15 protein-coding genes and 1 pseudogene are annotated in these 16,095 nt (G+C 57.4%); 8 read left to right on the plus strand and 8 right to left on the minus strand.

What is annotated here, in order from left to right; translation table 11 throughout:
• From JFT80_RS20185 to acs, 5 genes are all read right to left on the minus strand, one after another.
• A partial coding sequence (locus tag JFT80_RS20185; RefSeq protein ID WP_201149065.1) for a succinylglutamate desuccinylase/aspartoacylase family protein occupies positions 1 to 781 on the minus strand: 781 nt, incomplete at its 3' end.
• A 1-nt stretch (position 782) separates the two neighbouring features.
• The gene (locus tag JFT80_RS20190; RefSeq protein WP_201149066.1) at positions 783 to 1,481 is read right to left on the minus strand and encodes an ABC transporter permease; all 699 of its coding nucleotides are present in this window, start codon (positions 1,479 to 1,481) and stop codon (positions 783 to 785) included.
• Positions 1,478 to 2,167 carry an ABC transporter permease gene (locus JFT80_RS20195; RefSeq protein WP_201149067.1) on the minus strand — a complete coding sequence of 230 codons (690 nt, stop codon included), beginning with the start codon at positions 2,165 to 2,167 and terminating at the stop codon, positions 1,478 to 1,480. Before JFT80_RS20195 ends, JFT80_RS20190 begins: the two co-directional genes overlap by 4 nt.
• A 91-nt stretch (positions 2,168 to 2,258) precedes the next feature.
• On the minus strand, positions 2,259 to 3,032 hold the full coding sequence (locus JFT80_RS20200) for an ABC transporter substrate-binding protein (RefSeq protein WP_201149068.1): 774 nt from the start codon (positions 3,030 to 3,032) through the stop codon (positions 2,259 to 2,261).
• A gap of 712 nt (positions 3,033 to 3,744) precedes the next feature.
• Entirely contained in the window at positions 3,745 to 5,700 is a 1,956-nt protein-coding gene (gene acs, locus JFT80_RS20205) for an acetate--CoA ligase (protein ID WP_201149069.1), read from the minus strand.
• A 474-nt stretch (positions 5,701 to 6,174) separates the two neighbouring features.
• Here acs and JFT80_RS20210 point away from each other — a divergent pair, with 474 nt between their 5' ends.
• The 4 genes from JFT80_RS20210 to JFT80_RS20230 all read left to right on the plus strand — a co-directional run bounded on the left by JFT80_RS20210 (position 6,175) and on the right by JFT80_RS20230 (position 9,593).
• Complete coding sequence (locus tag JFT80_RS20210; RefSeq protein WP_201149070.1) at positions 6,175 to 6,438, plus strand: DUF2790 domain-containing protein; 264 nt, start codon at positions 6,175 to 6,177, stop codon at positions 6,436 to 6,438.
• Between the two features lie 184 nt (positions 6,439 to 6,622).
• Positions 6,623 to 6,898 (plus strand): hypothetical protein, encoded by a 276-nt coding sequence (locus JFT80_RS20215; protein ID WP_122840223.1) that lies wholly within the window; start codon positions 6,623 to 6,625, stop codon positions 6,896 to 6,898.
• Positions 6,899 to 7,422: 524 nt separating this feature from the next.
• A complete protein-coding gene (locus JFT80_RS20225) occupies positions 7,423 to 8,673 on the plus strand; it encodes a ribonucleotide-diphosphate reductase subunit beta (RefSeq protein WP_122662771.1) in 1,251 nt (416 codons plus the stop codon).
• Between the two features lie 386 nt (positions 8,674 to 9,059).
• Positions 9,060 to 9,593 (plus strand): Bro-N domain-containing protein, encoded by a 534-nt coding sequence (locus JFT80_RS20230; protein WP_201149072.1) that lies wholly within the window; start codon positions 9,060 to 9,062, stop codon positions 9,591 to 9,593.
• A gap of 775 nt (positions 9,594 to 10,368) precedes the next feature.
• Here the strand turns inward: JFT80_RS20230 and JFT80_RS20240 are convergent.
• A complete protein-coding gene (locus tag JFT80_RS20240; protein WP_201149073.1) occupies positions 10,369 to 10,854 on the minus strand; it encodes a hypothetical protein in 486 nt (161 codons plus the stop codon).
• 527 nt (positions 10,855 to 11,381) lie between these two features.
• Between JFT80_RS20240 and JFT80_RS20245 the strand changes: the two genes are divergently transcribed.
• A complete protein-coding gene (locus JFT80_RS20245) occupies positions 11,382 to 11,714 on the plus strand; it encodes a type II toxin-antitoxin system HigB family toxin (protein WP_201149074.1) in 333 nt (110 codons plus the stop codon).
• On the plus strand, positions 11,711 to 12,349 hold the full coding sequence (locus JFT80_RS20250; protein ID WP_201149075.1) for a type II toxin-antitoxin system HigA family antitoxin: 639 nt from the start codon (positions 11,711 to 11,713) through the stop codon (positions 12,347 to 12,349). Before JFT80_RS20245 ends, JFT80_RS20250 begins: the two co-directional genes overlap by 4 nt.
• A 62-nt stretch (positions 12,350 to 12,411) precedes the next feature.
• Here the strand turns inward: JFT80_RS20250 and JFT80_RS20255 are convergent, their stop codons facing one another.
• Positions 12,412 to 12,849 (minus strand): hypothetical protein, encoded by a 438-nt coding sequence (locus JFT80_RS20255; protein ID WP_201149076.1) that lies wholly within the window; start codon positions 12,847 to 12,849, stop codon positions 12,412 to 12,414.
• Between the two features lie 275 nt (positions 12,850 to 13,124).
• Positions 13,125 to 14,048, minus strand: a complete 924-nt coding sequence (locus tag JFT80_RS20260) for a LysR family transcriptional regulator (protein WP_201149077.1) — start codon at positions 14,046 to 14,048, stop codon at positions 13,125 to 13,127.
• Between the two features lie 277 nt (positions 14,049 to 14,325).
• Between JFT80_RS20260 and JFT80_RS20265 the strand changes: the two genes are divergently transcribed.
• Together JFT80_RS20265 and JFT80_RS20270 are read left to right on the plus strand one after the other, a co-directional pair.
• Positions 14,326 to 15,243: a TauD/TfdA family dioxygenase gene (locus tag JFT80_RS20265; RefSeq protein ID WP_307833118.1), complete on the plus strand. Its 918-nt coding sequence runs from the start codon at positions 14,326 to 14,328 to the stop codon at positions 15,241 to 15,243.
• A 5-nt stretch (positions 15,244 to 15,248) separates the two neighbouring features.
• Positions 15,249 to 16,011 (plus strand): annotated as a pseudogene (locus JFT80_RS20270) (sulfite exporter TauE/SafE family protein).
• Positions 16,012 to 16,095: the final 84 nt, after the last annotated feature.

Genomic DNA, 16,095 nt, shown 5'->3' on the forward strand with positions numbered 1-16,095 from the left:
GGGGATGCCATTTCGACGCCCGCTTGCGCTTCCCGCGGCCGGTATCAGCCTGACCACCGAGCTCGATGGTCGTCGCCAGGCACGCCAATGGAATCTGCGCCTCGGGAAACAGCCGCGACAGGCGCAACCACGGGAGCGAGCAGGCCTCGTCGAAGGAACTGCCGCCGGAATCCTCCGCCAGCAAACCCACCTTCACATCCAGGTGCGCGGCGAGCGAACGCCACTGCGGCCAGTGTTGCGGCAGCGCGTACATGTGCAACGCCGCTTCGGCATCGCAATGCAGGTCCAGCACCACATCGGCGGTGCAGGCATGGCTGAGCAGCACGCGCTGCATGCCTTGCAACTGGCTCGAAGCCGGCGGCAATGCGTCGAGCGCATCGCTCATGGCCTGGCGAATCAGCTGAATGTTGGCGTGGGCATCATCGCCCAGGCGGCCTTGCACAGCAGCGGCCACCGGCGCACTCAACTCGACGAAATCGCGGTTGAAATTCTTGCCGCTGCCGGCCTCGAAGCGCCCTTGATGACTGCCCTGAAGCAACTGCCCAAGCCCCAGTGGGTTAGCCACCGGCACCAGTTCAATCACGCCGTTGAGCAAGCCTTGGGCTTCGAGTTCAGTCAGACGCTTTTTCAGTTCCCAAGCCGTGCGCATACCCGGCAGTTCGTCGGCGTGCAGGCTGGCCTGGATGTAGGCCTTGCGCTCACCGCTACCGAAGCGGCACACCGAAATCTGGCGTTCGCAGCCCAGGTGGCTCCACGGCAATACGTGGTCGATGCGTTCCATATCAGTGCTTCCGCGGCGCGAGGTAGCTCAACCAGCGACGCTCGGCCAGCTTGAACAGGCGCACCAGGATGAACGTCAGGCACAGGTAGAACACGCCAGCGGTGATGTACGCCTCGAACGGCAGATAGAACTGCGCGTTGACGGTACGGGCCGCGCCGGTGATGTCGATCAAGGTCACGATGGACGCCAGACTGGTGGTCTGCAGCATCATGATCACTTCGTTGCTGTACTGCGGCAGCGCCCGGCGCAGCGCCGATGGCAGCAGGATGCGCTTGTACAGTTTGAAGCGCGACATGCCCATGGCCTTGGCCGCTTCGATCTCACCATTGGGCGTTGCCTTGAGGCTGCCGGCGATAATCTCAGCGGTGTAGGCGCTGGTGTTGACCGCAAAGGCCAGGCACGCACAGAACGTTGCGCTGGACAGCCACGGCCAGAGGAAGCTTTCGCGTACCGCTTCGAACTGGGCCAGACCGTAGTAGATCAGGAACAATTGCACCAGCATCGGCGTGCCGCGAATCACGTAGGTGTAAAGCCACGCCGCACCGTTGACGACCGGGTTCTTCGAGACGCGCATCAGCCCCAGCGGCAGCGCCCCCAGCAGACCGAAAAACAGCGACAGCGCGAGCAGTTTGAGGGTGGTCAGCAGGCCGCCGAGGTACAGCGGCATCGCCTCCCAAATGACGTTGTAGTCGAAGATCATAGATCAGCCGCCCTTACGCCTACCGAGTAGCGCTTCTCAAGTTGACGCAGGATCAGCAACGAAACGCTGGTGATCACCAGGTACATCGCCGCCACTGCGAGGAAGAAGGTAAAAGGCTCGCGGGTGGCATCTGCCGCCTGCTTGGCCTTGAACATCATGTCTTGCAGACCGACCACGGAAATCAGCGCGGTGGCCTTGGTCAGTACCAGCCAATTGTTGGTGAAGCCCGGAATCGCCAGGCGAATCATCTGCGGCACCATCACCCGGAAGAACACCTGAAAGCTGCTCATGCCGTACGCCATGCCCGCTTCAGCCTGACCTTTAGGGATCGCCATGAACGCGCCACGGAAGGTTTCCGACAGGTACGCCCCGAAGATGAAACCGAGGGTGCCGATACCGGCGGCCAGCGGATTCAGGTCGATGTAATCATTGAAGCCGAGCAGCGGTGCAACGCGGTTGAGCAAGTCCTGGCCGCCGTAGAAGATCAGCAGGATCAGAACCAGATCGGGAATCCCGCGGATCACCGTGGAATACAGATCGCCCAGCCACGCCAGCCAACGCACCGGCGACAGGCGCAGTGCAACACCGATCAGCCCGAGAACGATGGCCAGAGCCATGGACGACAAGGCGAGCTGAAGCGTCAGCCATGCGCCATCGAGGATGACAGCCCCGTAGCCTTTCAACATGATTCAGGTCCTCGAAAGTTGGGATGAAAAAATGGCGCAAACCGCAGAGATCCTGTTGCTTGCGCCATTTCGGACTTGTCGCAGAGACGTCTTACTTGCCGTAGATATCGAAGGCGAAGTATTTGTCCTGGATTGCTTTGTATTTGCCGTTTTCGCGGATGGCCGCGATGGCTGCGTTGATCTTGTCTTTCAGGGCGTCGCCCTTACGCACAGCGATACCTACGCCGTCGCCGAAGTATTTGACGTCGGTGAACTGTGGACCCACGAAGGCGAAGCCTTTGCCGGAATCGGTGTTCAGGAAGCCATCTTGCAACAGGGTGGCGTCTGCCACGGTACCGTCGAGGCGACCGGCGGCGACGTCGAGGTAGATTTCATTCTGCGAGCCGTATGGCTTGATTTCGGCGCCCAGTGGAGCCAGAACTTCGCGGGCGAAACGCTCGTGGATCGAACCACGTTGTACGCCGATGTTTTTGCCCTTCAGCTCAGCCAGGTTTTCGCTGACCTGAGTGCCGGCCTTCATGACCAGACGCGCCGGGGTGTTGTAGTACTTGTTGGTGAAGTCGACAGACTTCTTGCGGTCTTCAGTGATCGACATGGACGACAGGATCGCGTCGATCTTGCGCACTTTCAGTGCCGGGATCAGACCGTCGAACTCTTGCTCGACCCACACACACTTGACCTGCATCTGCTCGCACAGAGCGTTGCCGATGTCGTAGTCGAAACCAACGATGCTGCCGTCCGGTGCTTTCGAGGCGAACGGAGGGTAAGCCGCTTCGATACCGATCTTCAGAGGTTTTTCGTCAGCGAAGGCATTCAGCGACAGCACGGACAGTGCCAGGGCGCCAAGCAGCACAAGTTTCTTCATCTTGGGACTCCATCGGTAAAGGGCAAAAACGGCAGAGTGAGCGACAGCCCAATATGCGAATGGGTGAATCGGGAAATCGGTTGCTGCATCGGTGGGACATTTCCCGTTGAACCCGGTAGAGGTTTCAACGTCAGCGACGATGAGCGAGTGATCGGCATTCTAACGACAGGCCCGAAGCCGATATTTCTTCAATGCGACAACTAATTACAGATGCACAGAGAAAGCGACTTTGGCGCATTGACAGCCTTGCAATTTCATGCAAGAGCGAAAGACAGTGAACCGATCTATGCTGCAAATTGCGGGCCTATTATTCGCAAACCCTTCTAATCCGGCAAGCGCAGCGTTGTGTCTTATTTTTTAGACAGGCTGGAGACGCCCAATGATGGGGCTTTGCGTTTCCCTATGCCCCGTATCGGAGCGGGCGGTTACACATTAAGTTACTTGAACGATAGCGGGTAACAGTGGGAAAAGGATGACAGGGGATGCCGATAATTATTGACTGATGTTCGTTTAGCGTCTGACTGATCGCCATCGCTAGCAGAGCTAGCTCCCACAGGGGGACATGCGCTGGACTCAGATTTTGAATCCACTGGAGATCCTTGTGGGAGCTAGCCTGCTAGCGATGAGGCCCGAACAGCCCCCACAAAAACCCCAGACAAAAAACCCATCCGGCACAACACCGGATGGGGTTTTACTGACTCAGAGAAGGCGATTAAGCAACATTCATGGTCTTGTGCGTATCAATCAAATGCTGCACCACACCCGGATCCGCCAGCGTCGAGATATCCCCCAGGCCATCGTATTCCGCCGTAGCAATCTTGCGCAGAATCCGCCGCATGATCTTGCCCGAACGGGTCTTCGGCAGCCCCGGCGCCCACTGGATCACATCCGGCGAAGCAATCGGCCCGATCTCTTTTCGCACCCAGTTCTTCAACTCCAGACGCAACTGCTCGGTCGGCTCTTCGCCATTCTTCAGGGTGACGTAGACATAAATGCCCTGCCCCTTGATGTCATGGGGCACGCCAACCACCGCCGCCTCAGCGACTTTCGGGTGAGCAACCATCGCGCTCTCGATCTCCGCCGTGCCCATACGGTGGCCGGACACGTTGAGCACGTCATCGACACGCCCGGTGATCCAGTAATAACCATCAGCATCACGACGCGCACCGTCACCGGTGAAGTACATGCCACGGAAGGTCTTGAAGTAGGTATCCACGAAACGATCGTGATCGCCATACAAGGTACGCGCCTGACCCGGCCACGAATCGAGAATCACCAGATTGCCCTCAGCCTCGCCCTCGATGATGTTACCGAGGTTGTCGACCAGCGCCGGCACCACACCGAAGAACGGACGCGCCGCCGAACCCGGCTTCAGCGCGTGAGCACCCGGCAGCGGGCTCATCATGTTGCCGCCAGTCTCGGTCTGCCACCAGGTATCAACGATCGGGCAACGCGACTTGCCGACATTCTTGTAGTACCAATCCCACGCTTCCGGGTTGATCGGCTCACCCACCGAACCGAGCAGACGCAAGCTGCTGCCATCGGCGCCTTCGACTGCTGCGTTACCCGCTGCCATCATCGCGCGGATCGCGGTCGGCGCGGTGTAGAGGATGTTGACCTTGTGCTTGTCGACGATCTTCGCCACCCGGGTGATGTCCGGATAGTTCGGCACGCCTTCGAACAGCAGCGTGGTCGCGCCATTGGCCAGCGGGCCGTAGACGATATAACTGTGGCCGGTGACCCAGCCGACGTCGGCGGTGCACCAGTAGACTTCGCCCGGACGGTAGTCGAACACGCGCTCGTGGGTCATCGCCGCATACAGCAGATAACCGCCAGTGGTGTGCTGCACGCCCTTCGGCTTACCGGTCGAGCCGGAGGTATAAAGGATGAACAACGCTTCTTCCGCGCCCATCTCTTTCGGCGCGCAGACGGTGCCCGCCACTTTCATCAGGTCTTCGTACCAGATGTCGCGATGCTGGTTCCACTTGATGTCGCCGCCAGTGCGCTTGCAGACGATGACTTTCTGGATGCTGCTGGTTTCCGGGTTGGTCAGTGCGTCGTCGACGTTGGCCTTGAGGGAAATCTTCTTGCCGGCGCGGATGCCTTCGTCAGCAGTGATCACCACTTTCGATTTGCAGTCGATGATGCGACCGGCCAGGGCTTCCGGCGAGAAACCGCCGAACACCACCGAGTGAATCGCGCCGATCCGGGTGCAGGCCAGCATGGCGACCACGGCTTCGGGAATCATCGGCATATAAATGGTCACCACGTCGCCACGGTGCACGTCCTGACCACGCAGGGCGTTGGCCAGTTTGCACACTTGCTCGTGCAGTTCGCGGTAAGTGATGTTGCGGCTTTCGGAAGGATCGTCACCTTCCCAGATGATTGCGACTTGATCGCCGCGCTCGGCCAGATGCCGGTCGAGGCAGTTGTAGGAAACGTTCAGAGTACCGTCGGCAAACCATTTGATATCGACATGGTGATCGTCGAACGAAGTCTGTTTCACCGTGGTGAAAGGCTTGATCCAGTCGAGACGCTGAGCTTGCTCGCGCCAGAAGCCGTCAGGGTTGACGACCGACTGTTGGTACATGGCTTTGTAGGTTGCCTCGTCGGTCAGCGTGTTGGCCGCTACCTCGGGACGAACGGGATACAGGGAAGCCGCACTCATCTTTCTTACCTCGGTGGAATAGTTGTTTTTGTATGGCCCTGTTGTAGCCCGGGGCGGCCCTATAGAACCATTCGACGATGGTAGTAACAAGCCCCTACAAATTGCCCTGACAATCCCCTGAGCCCCTCAACCCCGCCTATCTACGCCCCGCCGTAGGAGCTGCCGAAGGCTGCGATCTTTTGATCTTCAAAGGTCGCCAGGACCAAAGATCGCAGCCTCCGGCAGCTCCTACAGGGATCGCATACACCAGACCATTGCGTGATTGTTACGAAATCTGTCAAAAGTGTTTATCAAAACCCCACCTATATGAATCCACCCCCACGCCTAAAATCCCTCTCGCCAACAAGGCAACCCCTGATTAACCAAGTTGCAGCCCCCACGAAGGCAGTTAATCAAAACCCCGGCAATCAAGTTCCACACGCAACCCCATAAAGGTTGCGTGACCCCACTCGACCTCTAAAAGGTAAAACTGAGATGAAAGCTTTATTAGTTCTGGCCCTCTCCAGCCTGTGCGCAACCGCCATGGCAGACGAGGCCCCGACTGATGTCGCACAGCAACAACCGGTGATCGAGGAATACACTTACTCCACCCACCTGGACATCGCCAACGTTGTATCGATGAGCGAAGTTCCAAATGTCTGCGAAGTTGTTCCAATGAAAATGGAATACGACGATTCCCACGGCCAACGACACATCCTGCGCTACAGCATCATGGGTAACGGCTGCTCCAACGGCTAAACACCCACCCTATTCTTTATAAACGGCTCGACCCGTCTCAATCAGACAGATGCAGCGCCGAGCCTTATATATCGACTTATCAGATACTTTTAAGCACTTATTTGCGCTTTTTAATCAAATTATCTGGCGTAGTATCCATTCCACACCCAAGGCACAAAACGCCAACGAACCTGGAGCAACCACCATGAAAACCCAACTGATCCTCGCCCTGACCCTCTCCGTCCTGGCAGCCAATACCTTCGCCGCCGATGGTTACGATCGCACCGGCTCGGCAGCTTTCACCACCGAAGCCGCAGTCGCTTCCGACGGCTACGACCACACCGGCTCTGCGTCCTTCGCCGCTGATGGTGCCGATCACGTAGGCGCTGGCAAACTGGCTTCCGATGGTTTTGATCACACCGGCGCCGCCAAAGTCGCCGCAGACGGTTCCGATCACGTCGGCGCAGCGCGCTTCAGCTGATCATATCGCGTGACTTTACAGCCCGACTTCGGTCGGGCTTAGTTGTGTCTGGGGCCATCGAAAACCCGCTCAAAACACAACATGTAGTAAAAAAGCGCTTTTTTGGCTGTTTTTTGTACAAAACAAACGGCCCGGAAAAATTAATCAAAAAAATCTTCACCCGCGATATCCAGCCAAAGCCCTGTAAACCCTCGCTCCGACCGAAAATCCCCTCTTCTTCACCGCCGCATGTGCGGATTCGCCCCACCACGGCCGCAAAAATTTCCCTATAATGCCGCCCTAATCGGGTCAGCAATATTCCCTTACAGGGATCAAAAGCCATTCTGAAGCCCCGCAGACGCGTTCAACGCGAACTGCGCCCGTCAGAGGCTCTCGGAAACCCGTACAAAATTCTGTTTGATGCCTGCGTTTAGCTGCTGCAAAGAACGATTCCTTTAGATCCAACGCGGTCTGTACGACCGTGTGAAAAACCAACCATCAGGTTTCACACGGGCGACAGGCCCTCACGCAGGAGACGACACGTCATGCTGAGCTGGGACGAATTCGACAAAGAAGACAGTGAAGTAGCAACAGTGAAAGGCGCCAACGCCGGCCACGCTACTGAAGCCAACATGGACCGCCTCGACAACGCCGGCGGCGCCGCTGCGCTGGAAGCCCGCGCCGTGACCGCCGACGACTCGGCCGCTGTCGCCCGCGCCAAGGCTGCACTGAACTCCCTCGACGTCGCCGAAGGCCTCGCCGAACTCGAAGGCGCCTCCGCCCGTGTAGCCGTTGACGAAAAGCGCATGATCAACTGCCGCGCCGACCTCAACCAACTCGTGCCATTCAAGTACGACTGGGCCTGGCAGAAGTATCTGGACGGTTGCGCAAACCACTGGATGCCGCAAGAAGTCAACATGACCGCCGACATCGCCCTCTGGAAAGACCCGGAAGGCCTGACCGACGACGAGCGCCGCATCGTCATGCGCAACCTCGGCTTCTTCTCCACCGCCGACTCCCTGGTTGCCAACAACCTGGTACTGGCCGTGTACCGCCTGATCACCAACCCGGAATGCCGCCAGTACATCCTGCGCCAGGCGTTCGAAGAGGCGATCCACACCCACGCCTACCAGTACTGCATCGAATCGCTGGCCATGGATGAAGGCGAAATCTTCAACATGTACCACGAGATCCCATCGGTCGCTAAAAAAGCAGCCTGGGGCCTGAAATACACCCGTTCGATCTCCGATCCGAAGTTCGAAACCGGCACCCCGGACACCGACAAAGAGTTGCTGCGCAACCTGATCGCCTACTACTGCGTTCTGGAAGGCATCTTCTTCTACTGCGGCTTCACCCAAATCCTCTCCATGGGCCGCCGCAACAAAATGACCGGCGTCGCCGAGCAGTTCCAGTACATCCTGCGCGACGAATCCATGCACCTGAACTTCGGCATCGACGTGATCAACCAGATCAAAATCGAAAACCCACATTTGTGGGATGCTGAAATGAAGGAAGAAGCGACCCAGATGATTCTGCAGGGTACGCAGCTGGAGATTGAATACGCTCGTGACACCATGCCTCGCGGCGTACTGGGCATGAACGCGGCGATGATGGAGGACTACCTGAAGTTCATCGCTAACCGTCGTTTGTCGCAGATTGGTTTGAAAGAAGAGTATCCAGGGACGACTAACCCGTTCCCTTGGATGAGCGAGATTATGGACTTGAAGAAAGAGAAGAATTTCTTTGAGACCCGAGTGATCGAGTATCAGACTGGTGGGGCGTTGAGCTGGGATTGATTCCTTGGCTAGTCCCGATTGAACGATGGTTATTTAATCGTTAAATCGAACGAAAAAAGCCCCGACTTGATTGGGGCTTTTTTATTTGTGCGGAATCTTACGCAACAACGGAAACCTCCTACAAATCTCTCAGACTCTTCCGCATTGATACCTACTGAAAACATCCATATGCTTTGCTCAGGTGCCTAAGAAACGCCCAACATAGAAGCGCAGCCAATACGTCAGACACGCAATTCACTTTGGTGATTGTGGTGCAGATGTGCAGTGGCTTCGCTCGTTGGGATTTCCTTCCACTCTACGTTGGGTCTGGCCCGCCTGAATTCACGTAGAGGGCATGGATATGCCGGAATACACCTTCTTCCCATCTCGCAATGGGGACTCAGATAATGACTGATCCCTATTCTGTAACTGTCTTCTCTCGCCGCAGCCTCTCACTCCACACCCTCCTCCTGGAAAACCAGCCGTGGTTCTGCGCTCGCGATTTGGGTCGTTTAATGGGCTTCCATTTGAGTGATCGGATCGTGAGCAAACTGGATGAAGATCAGAGGCAAAGGTTGCTGATCGAATACTACGGCCAGCCGGAGGAACGGCTGATGATCAGTGAGTCCGGCGCGTATGCGTTGTTGGTTTATCACTACGCGCCGGAGAATCGGTTATTGCGTGAATGGTTAACTCATCACGTGGTACCGGCGTTACGCGACGAAGTGCAATTGAGTAACTCAGATAGACCGATGTTGAGTTTGTTGGAATGGCCGCAGATGTCGCTGAGCCTGCTGCATTGGCAGAACGAGGACTGGGTTCGAATACGGGATATGCCTGATCTGTTACTCAAGCGAGCGCCGCAGCGAGCGCAGGTGGTGAAGCCTTGGTGGCGAAGGACTTTAGAGTCGTTTCAATCGTCGAAACGTTCGGTCACCTAGCTTGAAATACCTGTAAAAATGATCGTGGGAACCAGCTCAATTGTTAGCAAAAATCCCCATAATGTCTAAGTACGTCATTGTCCGAGACGGCATACGAATCTGAGCTGAAAAGCGGAAAGGAGAAGATTGGGCCGGCAACGGCCCCAAGTTTCGGATCTCTGCTAGGTCAAGATTCAATTTTTTCTAACCTCCGCTTAAGCTTTTCGTTCATCGACGCTCCTTGCATTCCAGAATGAATTTCTCGATGGCAACTTGGGCATACGGCACCCACAAAGCGCGGGTGATCCAACCCACCATCTGAGAGTCGGTTTACGTGATGCGGTTCTAGGTAGGGCGTGCCATTTTTTCAAAAACGGGGCCTGCTTCTTACAACTCTCGCACACACCGTCGGCACGCATCAGCACATAGTGCACAACCTTGCGGCTGCGTTGATAGATCTTACGCGGAGCCGATTGGCCTAAACCATCACTGCCAAGTTTGCACGCAGCCAGCGCAGCCAACCGTGCGGCAGCCAGAGTATCGGGTAGGTCAGCGTTATCCTCCGCATCTTCTTCAGCCTCAATGACTTCACTGGGAGTACCCACAGGGACTAATCGGAAAACAATTGCTGTCCGAGGCTGGCCGGTTACATCAGGTTGAATTCGCTCAACCATGTCGGCACAAGCAAACTCGCCCACGTAAGCGTTTCCATTACCTTTGCCAAGAGTTTTAAACAAATGCAACGCTCGCCCATCCTCGGCATGCGCGGCAATAGCTCTATTGCCACGTGTCAAAGTCATCGGCCCGCGTTGTCCTTCACCGGTGTAAAAGTACGCTCCCTCTTCGGGACGGTCAGAATATCCGTACTGCTCCCCACTATCGCCTGTGAACAAAAAATCACGGGATAGGTAGCGGACGCTGCAATGCCGCTTTGCAGGCTTCCGCCGAACGGTCCGTTGATCTCTGTTTTTCGGTCGTAAACAGCTCCCGGCGTGAACCGCAGTACAGGCTCGCCTTCCCCACGCTGCAACGCAACGACGGTGTAGCCTCGCCTCTCGAGGTAACTGTTGGTCGGGCGCCCACCTGAAAATTCATTAACGGCAACACCAGTCGCCAAAGAGACAACTTTCTTGGCTGGATACCGTGCATCACCTGCCTGCAAGGCGTAACGGTGAGCTAGGTTATTTTCCCAGCCCAGCCACTCCTGCCTGCTACGGAAATCACGATCAAACTCCAGCATGGCTTTGGCTATTCGTTCCTTCGAAACCGATTTGATCGCCACGAGTGCTGCCCTTCATCGAACGTTCTGTAGGAGAATTCCTACATCCGACAAAGTAACAAAGGGTTTTGACTCCTAATAGGGCGAAGGGCCATTATTTTCAGGTGAGATCATGTGTTGGATATCTCAGACCCATATCCTGCGCACCTAGGCGCGAGGCGACGATCTAATTGCGGGACCAATCGGAATTCGCCAAAGAGGCGCGCCGCTTCCGCCGCAGTACGCGCCTCGAACGTGTGCCGCCGCAGGAACGTCGCCTATGAGTTTGATTCGTTGCCCCATACGGGACTCTCTATTCCAGGCCATGGTCAGGCACCTCCTGCCCGCATTTTGCACCTGTAAACGATTTCTCCGATTTAAACCTAAAGGAAGTCCGAGGTTTCCACCCGAGCAAGCCCGCTCCCACAGGGGTCTGCGTGCGGCCCATGGGGGCACCTCACAAGGCGCGTCCCCTGCCTCACTGCTGCCGACAAACAGTAGTTGTGAAAAAACACAACTAGAGTAACCTCGTTTTAAAGACAGGGAAGCTTATGGATATTCTCAAGCCATCACGTTTTGATGACGCAGCGATTTTGTACCCGAACGACAAGGCCGGGCTTTATCGTTGCCTGCGTATTCTGAAGGTGGCACGCCCGAAAGAATTCGCGGACCTGCAAAAGCTTTTCGGTACGCACGGTATCGACTTGTTCAAGCCCAGAGCCGCAATGAATTGGGTAGTGATCGACGTAGGCGGCAATAATCTCAGGGTGCTAGGCGCAGTCAACTACACCCGGCAGAAGTTCTACGTCAAACACATCTACACGCATGCCGATTACGACGTTGCCAACGTCTGGTATGCAAGAAACAAAGGGGTAAAACGATGAGCGCAGCCCGGAACGACTTTCAAACCGTGATCGAAACGCTTGGCGAGCTGCACGCAACGCTGGAGCGCCTGCGCGGTGAATTTGTGCACGGCATCAAGACCCCCGCTGACTATGAGCGTGCGACCGACCTGCTCGATGAGCTCACCGACGGGCGCGAATTGAGCAAGGTCGAGGAGAAAATCCTCATTGAGCTCGAAGACGAAATTCTGGCCTACCAGCGCGACTCCGACCAGTTTCGCGAATCGAATGCCGCTTTTGAGGCGACGTGCACCCCTGTGCAGCTGATCAAGGATCTGATGGAGACGCTCGGGCTCACCGGTTCGGACCTGCCTGAAATTGGTGATAAAACGGCAGTATCCAAGGTGCTCAGTGGGGATCGGCCCATCAGTCACAAGATGGCGTACGCGTTGGCAGAGCGGTTTGCGATGGAACCGGGTGCTTTCGTGTCGGCAGCCCCGGGAAAGGCGTTGCCTGCCGAAACCGCTCGCCCCACGGTCAAAAAAACCCCAAATTACAACCGCGTTCGCAATGACGGCCGGATCGTACGACCAGGGAAAGAGGCCGACGCCGGCGAATACAAAATGGTTGCTGCCAAGGGCCGCAGACAGACAGATAAAGCGCCGGTTAAGGGGTAGGTTTATTCACTGCCGCTTTCGCGGCAAACCCACCCCACGGGGGCCCGGGCGATAAAGGATGGTCAACTTAGCCGATAAAAACCTATTCCGCCGGCTACCCGCTCACCCAACGCATGTAAAGCGAGCATGACGTCATTCAGATCACGACCGGTCAACTCAGCCAGCTCTTTGGCACTTTTTGACAATCCACCTTTTAGGTGACTCAAAATCTGATTTTCGAGCCTTGTGTAATCGTCAAGACGTTCCGCCAGATGCTCCTGTCCTTGGTATTTCACGAGCAACTGCTGAGCAGTTTGACAATCCGCAGCCTGCCGCTCCAGCTCAAGTTTCAACCTTTCATTTTCAGCAACTAATTGTTGGTTGAGAGCCTTTTCGTCTTTCCTATTCAGTCGGAACACCAGGCTCAAAATGATCGAGACCGCCGCCACCACCAGGAAAAGCACCCCCATCGAAACATCACGGGAAAGGAATGCGAATACTCCTGAGGCACCGTCAGGCACGAAGTAAGCAGTGATCGTTAAAATGGATTACACCAGGGATATGGTGTTGAAGAAAAGCCAGCCGTGCTTCATTGCAATGAACCCTCCTTGAGACGCGTTGCCGAATTGGCCGTTGCATTGTTTCCGCTGCGAACGACAATCGCAATCTGTTGCAGGGAATCCGCCGGGTAGTGCGTTCCAACCAACGAACATCGTCCAGCACGGTCAGCAGGATGACACCCGGTAGGTTTCCCGGCCCTCAGGGCCTGATTGTGCTCAATCAAAAGGTTCGCGGCTTAAGGTAAATGCTTGCGCTCAACACTGTCACCAAAGGCTCGAATCACCTCCAGTAGCGCCTTCACCCGCAGTGGCAAGTTCCCGGCCGGGTACACCGCGTGCATCTGCGGGTTGTCACCGTTGCTGGAGGTGAGCCGGTACTCGGGGCAGACCCGGCGCAGGCGCCCCGCTTGCACTTCGGGCTCCGCCAGCCAGTCTGCCAGGCGGGCGATGCCGATGCCCGCCAGGGCGGCCTGGAACACCGCCACGCCCGAGCTGAAACGAAACCGTGGATGGACCCGAAGGCTGATGGCCTGCTGCCCACTGCGAAAATTCCATTCCTTGAGGATGCGCGGCGCCGTGTGCAGGATCAGCGCGTGGGCTTCCAGCGCGTCAATGGTCTCAGGCGTCCCGCGCCGCTGCAGGTAGCCGGGGCTGGCGTACAGATGACGGGAGTAACGCCAGAGCGGATAACCGATCAGGTCACTGGATTGCGCGAACGCGCCGCGTATCGAGAAGTCCAGCTTGCTCTTGGCCGGGTCGAGGGTCTCATCGGTAAAGATCACGTCGACGTTCACGTCCGGGTAACGCTCGGCGTACTGGGCGATCAATTGCGGCAAAACGCCGTGGCCGAGGAACTCCGGGGCGGAAAAACGCACCCAGCCGCTCGCCATGCCGCTGAGACCGGCCAGGTCTTCATCCGCCTCACGTTGCACATCCAGCATTTTGCAGGCATGGGGCACCAAGCGTTCACCCGCCTCGGTCAGGCTTACGGCGCTGGAGGAGCGATTAAACAACTTGACCCCGGCACTTTCCTCCAGGCCTTGAACGGCGCGGGTCACCGCACTGGGGGAGCGCCCCAGCGCGCGTGCCGCCGCGACGAAGCTGCGCTTGCGCGCTACGGTCACGAAGGCTTCGAGCGCCCACAGCTGATCCAGAGCCATTGATCACCTCATTGCAGTTATCGCAACGTGGCATTGCAACACAAAAAAGCCGGTCCGTTAACCTTCGCGCTCAACTTACAGGGACGTAGGCAAACAAGGAGCAAATGGACATGACCAAGATGGAAAAAATAATCGGGACATCAACGACCTCCGGGGGGAACAGATTCGTGACTGGCAGGGCAGTCACTCAGCGAGTTCAACCCGTCAGGCGATACCGCAGGTTCATATCTCGTTCCAGGAGCAGCAAGCGCTTCGCGCCGGCCTGGCTTCCCTGTCCGTGACCGACAGCCTCTCGGGTATCCGTCACATGCCGGCCTTGGGGCAGTTGCTTGAGAGCGCCCTTTGCAGTGAAAAAATCGATCGCTTGCGCAACTTCCCCAAGGCCCCCGAGGAGGCAATGATCATCAGGGGGCTGCCCTTGGACTCACACCTGCCCGCCACCCCCTACGACAGGGCGCCGGGTATCGAGCAACTGCCGGTCGTGGCCGGCGCGATCCTGGCGGTGCTGCAAACCCTGCACACCCATCCGGTGGCCTACGAGGGTGAAAACGACGACACGGTGTTCCGCCACGTGTCACCCAAGCAACAGTGTGAAGCCGAAAAGAGCTCTTACGGGTCGCGCATGGACCTGTGCATGCACGTCGACAACCCGCACCTGCCCTTGACCTGCGAACCGGTCTCAGCGTTGTCGGCCTGTCCGGAGTACCTGTGCCTGACCGGTCTGCGCTGCGAGCTGGATGTGCCGACCCGCATCGTTGCCATTAGCGAGGTGCTGGCCATGTTGCCCGCCTGGGTTGAAACAGCCTTGTCTCAACCGCAGTTCGCCATTCGCCGACCGGTGTCCTTCGGCAAGCCGGGCAATGTGCTGGAACAGGTGCCCCTGCTCTACAAAAGCGCAACCGGCGAGCTGTTTTGCCGTTACAACAAAGCCAGTGTCACCGCCACCGGCGCCATCGCGAACCTGGCCCTGCAGCTGTTCGAAGCCGCCGCCAATCACCCTGATGTCGTACGCCCCGTCCTGCTGCAACCGGGGGACATGCTGATCTTCAAGAACCAGCAAACCCTGCATGCCAGGGAAGGTTTTACCCCGCGCTACGACGGGCGCGACCGCTGGCTGCTGCGCGTTTTCGGGGTCAACGACCCGGCCCGGGTGCTGGCGCTGGACCCCCAACAACCCTTCATTGCAAGAGCCTGATGTTAATGGTCGATATTGTCATTCTTTGTGTGTTCGCCTCGCCGCTGGCCTGATTGATGCGGCGGTGGGCGGCGGCGGCCTGATCCAGATACCCGCGTTGTTCAACGTGCTGCCTGCCGCACCACCGGCTGCGCTGCTGGGCACCAACAAGGTCGCGGCCGCGTTCGGCACCGCATTCGCGGCCAGGTCCTTCGTGCGCAAGGTGGTGATCAACTGGGGGCTGGTGATTCCAGCCGCTTGCGCCGCCTTTGTCATGGCCTTCTTCGGCGCGGCCACGGTTTCGTTCGTGCCCCAGTCGGTGATGCGCCCGACGGTGTTGGTATTGATCGTGGTGATGGCGATCTACACCTTCTGTAAAAAGGACTTCGGCGCCCTGCACACCCCACACACATCGGTATCCGGCAGAAGTGGCTGGCGGTCGTCATCGGCGGTGCCATCGGTTTCTACGACGGGCTGTTCGGCCCTGGCACCGGTTCCTTCCTGATCTTCCTGTTTATCCGCTGCTTCGCCTTCGACTTCCTGCACGCCTCGGCGTCGGCCAAGCTGGTGAACATCGCGACCAACGTGGCGGCGCTGATGTTCTTCATCCCGACAGGTAACGTGCTGTACCTGATCGCCCTCCCCATGGCGGTCTTCAACATCCTGGGAGCGTTGACCGGCACCTGGCTGGCGGTGCGTAAAGGCGTGCCCTTTGTCCGGGCGCTGTTTCTGGTGTTGCTGGTGATGCTGATCAGCAAACTGTCCTACGACCTGCTACTGAAAATCTGAGGAAAGCCCATGCAGCCCATGTTTGATCGCCTGGTGGCGCTACTCGATGCCCACGCCGCCACCTATCGGGTGTTGATGCACGAT

Source organism: Pseudomonas sp. TH10, assembly GCF_016651255.1.
In the GTDB taxonomy this organism is placed as follows: Bacteria; Pseudomonadota; Gammaproteobacteria; order Pseudomonadales; family Pseudomonadaceae; genus Aquipseudomonas.